Source organism: Xanthobacter sp. BG11Y11_SDJG (genome assembly GCF_057364445.1).
The window spans coordinates 1-13,185 of record NZ_JBNFNU010000002.1 but is presented as its reverse complement, the minus strand read 5'-3'; the positions used below and the strand labels follow the sequence as shown (position 1 = coordinate 13,185).

Sequence of the window (13,185 nt, the reverse complement as noted above, 5' to 3'; positions counted from 1 at the left end):
GCAAAACCCGCCATGCAGCCTGCAGAAGGCGCCAAGTCGCAGACCGAACGCGACAGGCCGCAGTGGCGGTTCGGTGCCCAACACCGGTTCAGCAGCGCTTCGCTTGCCTTAGGCGAAATTGCCGGGACATGACGGTCCATTCCGATCGGCAAGAACAGCGTTCCGGCAAGGACATCAAGTGGCCGATCGAAAAGCGGATGGCCGATGGATCCCGAAGCCAAACACCAATTTTATGGGGATTCTATCCCCATAATATCAAGGATTGACTCAGAGCGGGCGGCGGGCTGCGTTCGCTCAGGTGGCGGGCGTGCCTGCCGGCTCGGTCTCCGCCGGCTTGGCCGCCTGCGGCTTGGACTTGGCGATGCGGCCATTGACCAGGCGCGAGAGCACCACGATCACGTCCACCGTCAGGATATAGGCGATGAGCTGCATGCCCGTGGGCTCGGCGCGGTAGCCGACGAGCGTGCGCAGCACGCGGCCCGCCGCGCTGTCGTCGGCCAGCAGCCAGCTCGAATTCCACAGCGGGTCGGCGAGCGACTGGATGAAGCCGGCATCCTGAAGGATGCCCACCACCTGTGCGGCGAGGCCCGCCGCCAGCAGGGTGATGAGGATGGTCGTGACCTTGAACAGGTGCTTGAGCGGGATCGCCACCAGGCCGCGATAGAGCACGAACGACACCAGAGCCCCGCCGGCGAGCCCCAGGGCGGCGCCCAGCGCCACGTCCTGCGGCGTCTCGGCGCCGGTGGCGACGATGCCGTACATGAACAGCACGATCTCCACGCCCTCGCGCAGCACCGCCATGCCCACCACCACGGCGAGCGCGGTGAGCGGCTTGCGGCCCTCCTTCACGTCGCGGCCGACGGCCTTCATCTCGGCCACCATCTCGCGCCCGTGGCTCGCCATCCAGACCACGGTCCACACCAGCATCACCACCGCCACCGAAAGGATCGCGGCGTTCAGCACGTCCTGGCCGGAGCCCTCGAACAGGCCGGAGATCTGGTCGGCGAACAGCGCCAAAAGCCCGGAGCCCAGCACGCCCGCGACGAGGCCGCCGGTGATGTAGAGGCCGCGACCGCGGATGCCCTCGGTGGCGGCGAGCACGACGCCCACCACAAGCCCGGCCTCCAGCACCTCCCGGAACACGATCAGCAACGCGGCAAGCATGGCACGAACCCTCGCGACGCACCCCCACGGGCGGACCGGCGAACCGTGCCGGAACATGAACTCGCCCGGGAGCGGCGGAATACTCACTTCCGCCTGACGAAAAACAGATCGGAGATAAAATTGACCTTGCGGCATCACGCGGAACGTCGCGTGCCCTTGACGAGTCCTACACTGGCGGCCCCGGCCTGTCATCGGCAGGGCGGCCTATTAGATTTGGAATAATTCCAGTTTATAGCGCCTCACACAGCGCAAATGCGTGCCTCTACGCCAAATCCGCATCCCGCATACGCCTGCAACCGAAAAAAGCCGCGCCGATCGCAAATGGGCACGGCGCGCTCGGGCCACGATCATTTGCCACAGGCGGCGCACACCGGCCGACTTCTTCTTCTGAATGCAGGCATGGCGCGGTGAATTCAAACCATAGAACAATTCTATTCTTGTTTGCGCGCCTTGCCGGGCTGGGGGCCTCTCCCTAAGGTCGCGGCGCGGGCAGATTGCGCCCATCGTTTCGCAAACGCGCCATTTTCGAGGAGACCGGTCGATGCGCGTCCACATCATCATTGGCGCCCTTGCCGCAGCGATCGGCGCTTCGGCGCTCAGCGGCCCAGCCGCCGCCGCGGCGCCGAAGCCGCGCGACGTGATCGTCCACTATGCCGACCTGGCGCAGGTCATGTACGAAGGCTCCACGGCCGCCGCCAAGGACCTCCAGGCGAAGGTGGACGCCTTCATCGCCGCGCCGAGCGCCGCGACCCAGACCGCCGCGCGCGAGGCCTGGCGCAAGGCGCGCGAGCCCTACCAGCAGACCGAGGCGTTCCGCTTCGGCAACCCCATCGTCGACGAGTGGGAGGGCAACGTGAACGCCTGGCCGCTTGACGAGGGTCTGATCGACTATGTGGACAAGAAGTCCTATGGCGAGACCTCGGACGAGAACCCGCTCTACAACGCCAACATCATCGCCTCGAAGTCGATCCGCGTCGGCAAGAAGACCATCGACGTCACGAAGATCACCTCCAAGCTGCTGCACGACCTCAACTCGGCCGGCGGGGTCGAGGCCAACGTGACGAGCGGCTGGCACGCCATCGAGTTCCTGCTCTGGGGCCAGGACCTGCACGGCACCGAGAAGGGTGCCGGCGAGCGGCCCTACACCGACTACGACACCAAGAACTGCACGCACGGCAATTGCGAGCGCCGCGCCCAGTTCCTGAAGGTCGCCACCGACACGCTGGTGGCCGACCTCGACGAGATGGCCAAGGCTGGGGCCCGAAGGGCAAGGCCCGCGCCGCTTTGCTCAAGAAGAAGGACAAGGCCGGCCTCGCGGTGATCTTCACCGGCATCGGCTCGCTGTCCTACGGAGAGCTGGCGGGCGAGCGCATGAAGCTCGGCCTCATCCTGCACGACCCCGAGGAGGAGCACGACTGCTTCTCCGACAACACCCACAACTCGCACTATTTCGACGAGGTGGGCATCCGCGACGTCTATTACGGCCGCTACAAGAAGGCGGACGGCACCGAAGTGACCGGCCCGTCCGTCGCCGACCTGGTGCGCGCCGCCGACCCGAAGATCGCCGACGAGATCGACGCCAAGTCCGACGCGGCGCTGGCTGCGCTCAAGAAGATCAAGGACTTGGGCGACAGCGGCGAGATGTATTACGACATGATGCTGGCCGAGGGGAACGCGGCCGGCAACAAGCTGATCCAGGACGGCGTCGACGCTCTGGTGGCCCAGGCCCATGCCATCGAGCGGGGCGTCGCGGCGCTCAAGCTCCAGATCAAGATGGAGGGTTCCGACAGCCTCGACGATCCGTCCAAGGTCGAGAAGAAGTGAGGCCGGCGGGGGTGCGCGGATGATCACGCGGCGGGGTCTGATCCTCGGGGGGGCGGCAGCGGGAACGCTGGCGCTCTCCCCCTCCGCCGCGGGACCGATGCCGCCCGCCGTCGACACCCTGCCCGCCGACGCCCCGGTGCGGCATCTCACACTGTCCGCCGCAGAGATGGACGTGCCGCTGCTGGGGCCGGACAAGCCCGTCACGCGCCATTTCTGCGCCTATAACGGCACGCCCTTGATGCGCCTGCGGGCGCCGCGCGGCACGCGCCTTCGGGTGGACTTCACCAACCGGCTGCCGAGCGCCACCACGGTGCACTGGCATGGCGTGCGCGTGCCCTATCTCTCCGACGGGGTCGCGCCCATCACCCAGGAGCCGATCCCGCCCGGCGCCGCCTTCGCCTATGACGTGCCGCTGCCCGATCCCGGCTTCTATTTCTTCCACCCCCATTGCGACGAGACCGGCCAGGTGGGCCGCGGCCTGGTGGCGCTGCTGCTGGTGGACGACCCGGCCGAGGCCAGGGTGCCGTTCGACCTCGAGCACGTGATCGTGGTGAAGGACTGGCGCCTCGGCGAGGACGGCCAGTTCCTGGAGATGTTCACGGATGAGGGCGCCTCCACCGCCGGCACCTTCGGCACCGTGCGCGCCACCAACGGCCAAGTGGTGCCGCCGCGCATCGCGGCCCCGGCTTTTGGCGACGTGCGGGTGCGCACCATCGTCGCCGATTCCACGCGCGTGATCGATTTCGGCTGCGACACCGAGGATGCGGCCATCCTCGCCTGCGACGGCCAGGCGATCCCGCCGATCCTGCTCGACACGCTGCCGGACGGCATCTGGCGCATGGGTCCGGCCCAGCGGCTCGACGTGCATGTGCGCATGCCGGGGCCAGGCGGCGAGGTGAAGATCTACGACTACCGCACCGCCGAGCCCTATCTTCTCACCACCCTCGTGGCCGAAGACCGGGGAAAGAAGAAGCGCCCGTTCAAGCCGCTGGCCCTGCCCATCGCCAAAGAGGTGCCGATGCCGGACCTCAAGCGGGCGCAGCGGTTCGACTTCCTGGTGCAGACTTCGGCCGGCGCCATCGCCGTCGCCCCGCCGCTGCCGCCCGACGACCCGCTCGCCAAGGCGCTGATCGAATCGGTGTGCGTCGGCGACAGGACCTTCTGGGCCATCAGCCGCAATTCCTGGGGCGCGGGGGCGGACCTGCGCCTGCCGCCGCCGCTGGAGACGCTCAAGGACGGGCAGAGCTACATCCTGTCGATCTCGAACGTCACCAAGCACCCCCACCCCATGCACCTGCACGGCCACATCTTCCGCGTGCTCTCCTCGTCGCGGAAGAAGATGCCGCAATATCTCGCCGACACCGTGCTGGTGGAGCCCAACGAAAGCGTGGAGATCGCCTTCAAGGCGACCAGCGGCAATTGGGTGTTCCACTGCCACATCCTGGAGCACATGGATTCCGGCCTCATGGGCTGGTTCAGGGTGGCATGAGGACGCGGCGCCTCATCGCCGCCGGGTTCGCGCTCGGCCTTCTCCTTTCGGCGCCGCCGGCCGCCGCGCAGGAGGTGCTGGACGCGCTCGACATCAAGATCGGCAAGGCCCTGTTCAAGCGCCCTGGGTGCCGGCGCCGCCTCGACGCGGGGCGACGACGGGCTCGGCCCGCTGTTCGACGCCCGCTCCTGTGCCTCCTGCCATCCGCGGGGCGCCCCGCGCCGCCGCCCCGCTTCGATGCGGACGGCCATCTGGAAAGGGCGCGGCGTGGTGCTGATGATCGGCGCCCCGGACGGCGCGGGCGATCCCCGCAACTTCGCCGGGATCGCCAGTGCCGAGCACCCGCCGGGCTTTTACGGCCCGCCGGACGGCCTCCTGGCGATCAATGCGCTCAGGCCCGACGACCGGCCGAAGGCGCTCGACCTCTCGGCGCTGGGCGGGCGCGTGGAACAGCTCAAGCAGAGCGAGCCGCGCGACCTGCGCGGGGCGGTCCTGCTGGCGGCCATGGTGCTGCTGCTGCTCGATGCCCTGGCGGTGCTCTATCTCTCCGGCGGCCTGTCGCGCCTGCGCGGGCGGCGGGCGGCGGCGGCGGGCCTCGCCGTGATGCTGGGGGTGGGGGGCGGCGACGCTCGGCACCGCGCTCCTGCCGCACGCGGCGCGGGCCGACGACACCTTCGCCGTGACCGCCACGCGCCAGACCCACCTTGCTTATGTCACCACCGGCCGGAGCGAGGTGGACGACATCTCCCGCGCCGGCCTCGACGGGCTGTCCGCCTATCTCGGCCAGCGCACGGCGCTCCAGCCCGGCGCGGCCATGGGCATCGACCTCGCCCGGGACGAGCTGTCCTTCTTCCCGCTGATCTACTGGCCGGTGCTGGCCGACGCGCCGGTGCCGCCGCCGGCGACGCTCGCGAGGCTTGATGCCTATATGAAGCAGGGCGGCACGGTGATCTTCGACACCCGCGACGCCATCGAGAGCACCGGCGGCCCCGGCGCGCCGCTGACGCCGGCCGCCGCCAAAGCTGCGCCGCGATCCTGTCCGGCCTCGACGTCCCCGAGCTGGCCCCGGTGCCGCGCGAGCACGTGCTCACCAAGGCCTTCTATCTGCTGAAGGACTTCCCCGGCCGCTTCACCGGCGGCACCACCTGGGTGGAGGCGCTGCCCCAGGGCGACGAGAGCGACCGCCGCCGGCGGCGCGCGGCGTCTCCCGGTCCATCATCACCGGCAACGACCTCGCCGGCGCGTGGGCGGTGGGCAAGGGCGGCGAGGCGCTGCTGCCGCTCACCCCCGGCGAGCCGCGCCAGCGCGAGTTCGCCTTCCGCGCCGGCGCCAACATGGTGATGTACGTGCTCACCGGCAATTACAAGGCCGACCAGGTGCACGTGCCCGCCCTCCTGGAGCGCCTCGGCCAATGAGCGCCCGCACCCCGGCTTCCGCCCCATGACCTACGGCCTCGCCTTTTCCCCTCTGGTGCCGCTGCCGCTGCTGATCGGCCTCGCCGTCGCCGCTGCGCTGCTCGCCGGACTGCTGCTGTTCTCCCGCACCCGCGGCAGCGCGCTGCGCGCGCTGGCGCTGGCGGTGGGGCTGATCGCGCTCGCCAACCCGTCCCTCACCCGCGAGGAGCGCGAGCCGCTCACCTCGGTGGTGGCGGTGGTGGTGGACGAGAGCGCCAGCCAGTCCTTCGGCGACCGCACCGCCCAGACCGAGGCCGCCCGCGCGGCGCTGAAGGAGCGGCTCGACCGGGTGCCGGGTCTCGAGGTGCGCACCATCGTCGCCGATGCGGCGACGGCGACCAGGACGGCACGCGCCTGTTCTCGGCCCTCTCCGCCGGCCTCGCCGACGTGCCGCCGGAGCGGGTGGCGGGCGCCGTGCTGATCACCGACGGCCGCGTCCACGACGTGCCGGACAATGCCGCGCAGCTCGGCTTCACCGCGCCGGTCCATGCGCTGATCTCCGGCCGGCCGGGCGAGCGCGACCGCCGCATCGCCCTTGAGAAGACGCCGCGCTTCGGCATCGTCGGCCAGAACCAGTCCATCACCTTCCGCGTCACCGACGAGGGCGCGCCGGCCGGCGCCCGCGTGGGCGTCACCGTGCGGCGCGACGGCGAGGTGATCGCCCGGCCCATCGTCACCGCCGGCCAGAGCACCTCCATCGACGTGGCGGTGACCCATGCGGGCGCCAACATCGTCGAGTTCGAGGTACCGCCGCTCGACGGCGAGCTGACGCTGGTCAACAACCGCACCGCCGTCTCGATCGACGGCGTGCGCGACAAGCTGAAGGTGCTGCTGGTCTCCGGCGAGCCCAATGCCGGCGAGCGCACCTGGCGCAATCTCCTGAAGAGCGACGCCAACGTGGACCTCGTCCACTTCACCATCCTGCGCCCGCCGGAGAAGCAGGACGGCACGCCGATCAACGAGCTCTCGCTCATCGCCTTCCCGACGCGCGAGCTGTTCCAGACCAAGATCAAGGATTTCGACCTCATCATCTTCGACCGCTACGCCCAGCAGGGCGTGCTGCCGCAGGTCTATTTCGACAACATCGTGCGCTACGTGCGCGCCGGCGGCGCGGTGCTGGTGGCGGCGGGCACCGACTTCATCGACACCGGCTCGCTCGCCAACACGCCGCTGGACGAGATCCTGCCCTCGGTGCCGTCGGGCGAGCAGACGCTCGCGCCCTACCACGCGCGCCTGACCGAGCCCGGCAAGCGTCACCCCGTGACGCGCGCTTTGCCGGCTCGGAAAGCGATCCGCCCCACTGGAGCCGCTTCTTCCGGGTGATCGACACCAAGGCGCGCTCCGGCACCAGCCTGCTCGGCGCGCCGGGCGACAAGTCGGTGCTGCAGATCGACCGCGTGGGCGAGGGGCGCGTGGCGCTGCTGCTGTCGGACCATATCTGGCTGTGGGCGCGCGGCTATGAGGGCGGCGGCCCGCACATCGACCTGCTGCGCCGGCTCTCGCACTGGCTGATGAAGGAGCCGGACCTGGAGGAGGAGCGCCTCAGGCTCACCGTCCAAGGCCGCGACCTCGTGGTCGAGCGCCAGACCATGGGCGACAGCGTGCCCGCCGCCACCGTCACCACGCCCTCCGGCGCGGTGCGCAACCTCGCCCTTGCCCAGGCCGAGCCCGGTCTGTGGCGCGCCACCACACCGGCCGACGAACTCGGCCTGTGGCGCGCCGCCAACGGGCGCCTCACCGCGCTCGCCAATATCGGCCCGCTGAACCCGAAGGAGTTCGCCGAGGTCACCAGCACGCGCGACGTGGTGGCGCCCATCGCCACCGCCACGGGCGGCGGCGTATGGCGGCTCGCCGACCTCTCCGGCACGGTGCCGCGGGTGGTGCGCGTCTCCTCGGGCGAGCGCCTCGCCGGCGAGGACTGGATGGGCCTGCGCACCCGCGACGTGTCGGTGGTGCGCGGCATCGGCCTGTTCCCGCTGTTCGCGGGCCTCTCCGGCCTGCTGCTCATCCTCGGCGCTCTCGCCGCCGCCTGGGTGCGCGAGGGGCGGTAGGGACCCCCGGCGCAGCAGGGGACAGATCGGTGCCCGAGAGAACGGGGCGCCGATTTTTTTGCCGCGCGAGAAGGCCATTCAGAAATAGGATTTTATTCATAGAGCAGCTTCGGGAGCGTGGCCCGCTGCCGCCTTCGGGCGATCGCCACTTATCCCCGCACCCCTGCGCCGGCCGCATCCTTCCGCCAACGGAAGGTCGGAACGGATCATGGATCAGACCCCTCTCGGCGAAATCCTCGCGCTGCGCTGCGAGCTGGCGGGCCTCAGGGTCATCGTCAAGGGGCTGGCGCTCCAGCGCCTGCTTGCCAAGGCGAACTTCAATCCCGCCCAGCCCCGCGTGCCGGCCGGCAATCCTGACGGCGGGGAGTGGGCACCCGGGTCGGGCGGGGCCGATGGCCGGCGATGACGGCTCGTCGCGGCTGCGCCTCACCATCACCCCGCTGCCGCGGATCGGCGACAATGGTGGCCCGCCCATGGAGGAGCCGCCGGAGATCCCGACGCGGCCCTCATCCCAGCGCGCGCAGTTGCGGGCCGTGGTCCGCGTGGCGCTATGGGCGGCGCGGATAGGGCTGCGGGCAACGCCGCTCGCCGGCGTGCTGATCGCCGCCGAAGCCGCCTATTGGATCTACCAGTACTATCCCTGGATCGAAGCCTATCTCGCCGAGCCGGCGCCGCTGCATGAGTTGCAGAGCGCCGTTTCCACTCCCCAACCGGGCACGGATGTGCATCATATCGTCGAGCAGAGCCCCGCCCGGGCGGATGGCTTCCCGGACGAGATGATCGAGGCGCCGGAGAACCGGGTGCGGATCTCCCGCCTCAAGCATTGGGAGATCACCAGATGGTATGCGACGCGCAATGAGCAGTTTGGGGACCAATCCCCCCGGGACTATCTGCGGGGAAAGGACTGGGACACGCGCGTGCGCGTAGGTCGAGAAAGGCTGATCAAAGAGGGAATTCTCAAGCCATGAAATCCCGCATCCCGCCCCATCCCAGCGTCGAGGAGCTTGTGACTCTCTTCGTTGCGATCGCACTCGAACAGGAAGAGGCCAACATCAACTTCGACACCAGGCGCTTCAACAAGCTTTACGGGCAGATGGACGAGGTGAAGAACCGGCTCAAAGCCATGCCCGGCGACAAGCGCAGCGCCCTCGTGCCGCTGCTTCAGCACCCCAATCTGGAAGTGCGCCTGCGGGCCGCGAAGTCCACCCTCGCGGTGGCGCCAGAGGCGGCGCGGGCCGCGCTCGAGGCTCTCACGAAAATCACCCACACGCCTCAGGCCGGCGATGCCGGCATGTGCCTGTGGGCCCTCGACGAAGGCATCTTCAAGCCCACCTGAAGCGCGCCGCCCGCCCGGGCGGACGGCTTCTCGGACGAGATGATCGAGGCGCCGGAAAACCGGGTGCGGATCTCCCGCCTCAAGCATTGGGAGATCAACAGCTGGTATGCGACGCGCAATGAAGAGTACGGCGGTCAATCGCCGCGGGACTATCTACGGGGAAAGGACTGGGAAACGCGCACGCGCGTGGGCCGAGAGGCACTTATCGACCTGGGAGTTCTCAAGCCATGAAATCCCGCATCCCACAAAATCCAAGCGTTGAGGAGCTTGTGGCCCTTTTCGTCGCGATCGCGCTCGAACAGGAAGAAGCGAATATCGACTTCGACAGCAGGCGCTTCAACAAGCTTTACGGACAGATGGACGAGGTGCGGAACCGGCTGAAGGCCATGCCTGGCGACAAGCGCAGCGCCCTCATCCCTCTGCTTCAGCACCCCAATCTGGAAGTACGCCTGCGCGCCGCGAAGTCTACCCTTGCAGTGGCGCCAGAGGCGGCGCGCGCCACCCTGGAAGCGCTCCGAAAGATCATGCACACGCGCCAGGCTTTGGACGCCGGCATGTGCTTGCGCGCCTTGGACCAGGGCATCTTCAAGCCGACCTGAAGCGCGCCGCCCGCCCGGGCGGACGGCTTTCCCGGACGAGATGATCGAGGCGCCGGAGAACCGGGTGCGGATCTCCCGCCTCAAGCATTGGGAGATCACCAGATGGTATGCGACGCGCAATAGGCAGTTTGGGGGCCAATCGCCCCGGGACTATCTACGGGGAAAGGACTGGGACACGCGCGTCCGCGTAGGTCGCGACAAGCTTATTAAGGAGGGAGTTCTCAAGCCATGAAATCCCGCATTCCACCCACTTCCAGCGTGGAGGAGCTTGTGGCGCTCTTCGTCACCATCGCGCTCGAGCAGGAAGAAGCAAATATTGATTTCGACAGCAGGCGATTCAACAAGCTCTACGGACAGATGGACGAGGTGCGGAACCGGCTGAAGGCCATGCCCGGCGACAAGCGCAGCGCCCTCGTGCCGCTGCTTCAGCACACCAATCTGGAGGTGCGCCTGCGCGCCGCGAAGTCCACCCTCGCGGTGGCGCCGGAGGCCGCGCGCGCCACGCTGGAGGCCCTGACCCGGATCACCCACACGCCCCAGGCCTCCGATGCCGGCATGTGCCTGTCGGCCCTGGACCAGGGCATCTTCAAGCCGACTTGAGGCACGCCGCCCGCCCGGACCGTGGCGGCGCCCCTTCGTTCGAAGAGGCTGCGGCACGAGAGTTGGTCCCCGCCGCACCGGCCGCAGCGACACGGCCGCCTGAGTCTCCAGCGACCGGCCGGAATGCCGTCCGCAGCCCGGAATCACCGCAGCCAGTTCAGCAGCAGCCCGGCGGCGATAGCCCACAGCGCGAGATTGCCCCAGAAGGCGCGCCGCGCCTCGGCGCGGCCGATCCCGTCGAGGGTCGCGGGCGACAAATGCAGGCCGTCGCGGGTCGCCTCGTCCATCTGCTCCACCACGCGGGCGGTGCGCGACAGGAGGACCGGGATGTCGGCGGCGAAGCGGCCCATCTCGCCGATGCCGGCGCCCGCCTGCTGAAGGCGCCCCACCGGGCCGAGATTGGAGGCGATCCACTCCTCCACCACCGGGGCGGAGGTGCTCCACATGTCGAGCTTGGGATCGAGCGAGCGGGCGACGCCCTCCACCACCACCATGGTCTTCTGCAAGAGGATCAATTCGGGCCGGGTGCGCATGTCGAACAGCGCCGTCACCTCCAGCAGCAGCGCCAAGAGGCGCGCCATGGAGATCTGATCGGCCCGGCGCGAATGGATCGGCTCGCCGATGGCGCGGATGGCGAGCGCGAAGTCGTCCACCGAATGGTGCGCCGGCACGTAGCCGGCCTCGAAATGCACCTCGGCGGTGCGGCGCCAGTTGCGGGTGATGAAGCCGTACAGGATCTCGGCCAGAAAGCGCCGCTCCTTGAGCCCGAGCCTTCCCATGATGCCGCAATCCACCACCACGAGCCGGCCCTGGGAATCAACGAACAGATTCCCCGGATGCATGTCGGCGTGGAAGAAGCCGTCGCGCATGGCCTGGCGCAGGAAGGACTGCATGACGATGCGGGCGATGGCCTTGAGGTCATGCCCCGCCGCCACCAGCGCGTCCTTGTCGGAGAGCTTGATGCCGTCGATCCACTCGGTGGTGAGCACCTCGCGGCCGGACCGGTTCCAGTCCACGCGCGGCACGTGGATTTCCGCGTCCTCCTGGGTGTTCTCCGCCAGTTCCGCATAAGCGGCCGCCTCAAGCCGCAGGTCCATCTCCATGGAGACCGAGCGGGCGAGCGTCTCCACCACCGCTTCCAGACGGAGGCGCCGGGCCTCGGGGAAGTTCTCCTCGGCAAAATGGGCGAGGCGGCGGAAGCTCGCCATGTCGGCGCCGAAGCGGCGCTCGATGCCCGGGCGCAGGATCTTCACCGCCACGTCCCGGCGCGTGCCGTCCTCCTCGACCGCCACCGCCTTGTGCACCTCGGCGATGGAGGCGGCGGCGACCGCCGGGCCGAACACCGGGAACACCGCGTTCAGCGCCGCTCGAAGGCGGCGGCGACCGTGGCCTCGGCCACGTCCTGGCCGAACACCGGCATGCGGTCCTGCAGAACCTCCAGGTCCCGCGCCACCGCGGCACCCACCACGTCCGGCCGGTGGCGAGGAACTGGCCGAGCTTCACATAAGAGGGGCCCAGCCGCGACAGGGCCGCCGAGAAGCGCGCCGCGCGGCTGCCGGCGTCGCGCCGGGCGATGATCCGGGCGAGGCGCAGGAACGGGCGCGCCAGAGGCGGCGCCGGCTCGATGGGCATCAGCGAGAGCACGCCCTCGCGCGCCAGCACGTAGCCGGCGCGGGCCAAGCGTGCGGCGTCGGCGATGACGAAGATCACGATGCACCCCCTCGCGCAGGCAGCTCGCGCCCATCAGATGCGGAAGCCCCAATGGAGGGCGACCACGCCGCCGGTCATGCGCATGAAGTCGACGCGGGCGAAGCCGGCGGTGCGCATCAGCTGCGCGAACGCCTCGGCGGTGGGGAAGCGGCGAATGGATTCCACCAAATACTGGTAGGGCTCCGCATCGCCCGCCACCACGCGCCCGAGCGCCGGGATGACGCGGAAGGAATAGGCGTCGTAGACCGCGTCCAGCCCCGGCACGTCCACCTTGGAGAATTCCAGAACGAAGGCGCGCCCGCCCGGCTTCAGCACGCGCCGCATCTCGGCGAGCGCGGCCGGGATGCGCGGCACGTTGCGGATGCCGAAGGCGATGGTGACGGCGTCGAAGCTGCGGTCGGGGAAGGGCAGTGCCTCGGCATTGGCCTCCGCAAACTCCACGCGCGCGCCGAGGCCGCGCTTTTCGGCCCGCTCGCGGCCCACCGCCAGCATCTCGGTGTTGATGTCGGCCACCACCGCGCTGGTGCCCGGGCCGCCGGCCTCGACCACGCGGAAGGAGACGTCCCCGGTGCCGCCGGCAAGGTCCAGCAGGCGGAACGGCCGCGCACTCTGGGGCGGGCGCACCTTGGAGAGCAGCGCATCCTTCCACACCCGGTGGAGCCCGCCGGACATGAGGTCGTTCATGATGTCGTAGCGGCGCGCCACCTTGTGGAACACGTCGTCCACCAGCGCCTGCTTCTCGTCGAGCGGCACGCTGCGGTAGCCGAAATGGGTCTCGGCCGCCTCGCCGGCCGGGGCCGCGTCGGGGAAGGTGTCGGGGGTGGGGTCCGTCATGGTCGGTCCGTCATCGTCCGTGGCGCCGCCTTTGGCGCCGTCCTGGCGCCGCGATCCGTTCGTCGTGGCGGCGGACCTTATCGGATGACGGCGCGCGCGCCACAAGCGCGCCGCGGGGGACGGC

At 69.5% G+C, this 13,185-nt stretch carries 11 protein-coding genes and 5 pseudogenes; 12 read left to right on the top strand and 4 right to left on the bottom strand.

Annotated features, from left to right (window positions below):
* Window positions 1–294 precede the first annotated feature (294 nt).
* Entirely contained in the window at window positions 295–1,164 is an 870-nt protein-coding gene (locus AC2W7M_RS00635) for an FTR1 family iron permease (RefSeq protein WP_486129352.1), read from the bottom strand.
* A gap of 541 nt (window positions 1,165–1,705) precedes the next feature.
* Here AC2W7M_RS00635 and AC2W7M_RS00630 point away from each other — a divergent pair.
* Together AC2W7M_RS00630 and AC2W7M_RS00625 are read left to right on the top strand one after the other, a co-directional pair.
* Window positions 1,706–2,988, top strand: a pseudogene (locus AC2W7M_RS00630) (imelysin family protein).
* A gap of 97 nt (window positions 2,989–3,085) precedes the next feature.
* A complete protein-coding gene (locus AC2W7M_RS00625; RefSeq protein WP_486129351.1) occupies window positions 3,086–4,477 on the top strand; it encodes a multicopper oxidase family protein in 1,392 nt (463 codons plus the stop codon).
* A gap of 114 nt (window positions 4,478–4,591) precedes the next feature.
* Here the strand turns inward: AC2W7M_RS00625 and AC2W7M_RS00620 are convergent, their stop codons facing one another.
* Window positions 4,592–5,167, bottom strand: coding sequence for a hypothetical protein (locus AC2W7M_RS00620; RefSeq protein WP_486129350.1), 576 nt, complete (start codon window positions 5,165–5,167; stop codon window positions 4,592–4,594).
* On the opposite strand from AC2W7M_RS00620, the pseudogene AC2W7M_RS00615 reads away from it, so the two are divergent.
* From AC2W7M_RS00615 to AC2W7M_RS00570, 10 genes and pseudogenes are all read left to right on the top strand, one after another.
* Window positions 5,157–5,438: pseudogene (locus AC2W7M_RS00615) on the top strand (DUF4159 domain-containing protein); the annotation flags it as partial. The gene AC2W7M_RS00620 and the pseudogene AC2W7M_RS00615 overlap by 11 nt on opposite strands.
* Before the next feature lie 107 nt (window positions 5,439–5,545).
* A pseudogene (locus AC2W7M_RS00610) lies at window positions 5,546–5,593 on the top strand (hypothetical protein); the annotation flags it as partial.
* Between the two features lie 134 nt (window positions 5,594–5,727).
* Window positions 5,728–5,892, top strand: a complete 165-nt coding sequence (locus AC2W7M_RS00605) for a hypothetical protein (protein WP_486129349.1) — start codon at window positions 5,728–5,730, stop codon at window positions 5,890–5,892.
* 25 nt (window positions 5,893–5,917) lie between these two features.
* Window positions 5,918–7,982, top strand: a pseudogene (locus AC2W7M_RS00600) (hypothetical protein).
* A gap of 208 nt (window positions 7,983–8,190) precedes the next feature.
* Window positions 8,191–8,388 (top strand): hypothetical protein, encoded by a 198-nt coding sequence (locus AC2W7M_RS00595; RefSeq protein ID WP_486129348.1) that lies wholly within the window; start codon window positions 8,191–8,193, stop codon window positions 8,386–8,388.
* Window positions 8,375–8,950, top strand: a complete 576-nt coding sequence (locus tag AC2W7M_RS00590) for a hypothetical protein (protein ID WP_486129347.1) — start codon at window positions 8,375–8,377, stop codon at window positions 8,948–8,950. Before AC2W7M_RS00595 ends, AC2W7M_RS00590 begins: the two co-directional genes overlap by 14 nt.
* A complete protein-coding gene (locus AC2W7M_RS00585) occupies window positions 8,947–9,318 on the top strand; it encodes a DUF2019 domain-containing protein (protein ID WP_486129346.1) in 372 nt (123 codons plus the stop codon). The genes AC2W7M_RS00590 and AC2W7M_RS00585 overlap by 4 nt, the downstream gene beginning before the upstream one ends.
* Before the next feature lie 39 nt (window positions 9,319–9,357).
* A complete protein-coding gene (locus AC2W7M_RS00580) occupies window positions 9,358–9,549 on the top strand; it encodes a hypothetical protein (protein WP_486129345.1) in 192 nt (63 codons plus the stop codon).
* A complete protein-coding gene (locus AC2W7M_RS00575; protein WP_486129344.1) occupies window positions 9,546–9,917 on the top strand; it encodes a DUF2019 domain-containing protein in 372 nt (123 codons plus the stop codon). Before AC2W7M_RS00580 ends, AC2W7M_RS00575 begins: the two co-directional genes overlap by 4 nt.
* Window positions 9,918–10,145: 228 nt before the next feature.
* Complete coding sequence (locus tag AC2W7M_RS00570; RefSeq protein WP_486129343.1) at window positions 10,146–10,517, top strand: DUF2019 domain-containing protein; 372 nt, start codon at window positions 10,146–10,148, stop codon at window positions 10,515–10,517.
* A gap of 143 nt (window positions 10,518–10,660) precedes the next feature.
* Here AC2W7M_RS00570 and ubiB read toward each other — a convergent pair.
* Window positions 10,661–12,227: pseudogene (gene ubiB / locus AC2W7M_RS00565) on the bottom strand (2-polyprenylphenol 6-hydroxylase).
* A 33-nt stretch (window positions 12,228–12,260) separates the two neighbouring features.
* Window positions 12,261–13,061, bottom strand: a complete 801-nt coding sequence (gene ubiE, locus AC2W7M_RS00560) for a bifunctional demethylmenaquinone methyltransferase/2-methoxy-6-polyprenyl-1,4-benzoquinol methylase UbiE (protein ID WP_486129342.1) — start codon at window positions 13,059–13,061, stop codon at window positions 12,261–12,263.
* Window positions 13,062–13,185: the final 124 nt, after the last annotated feature.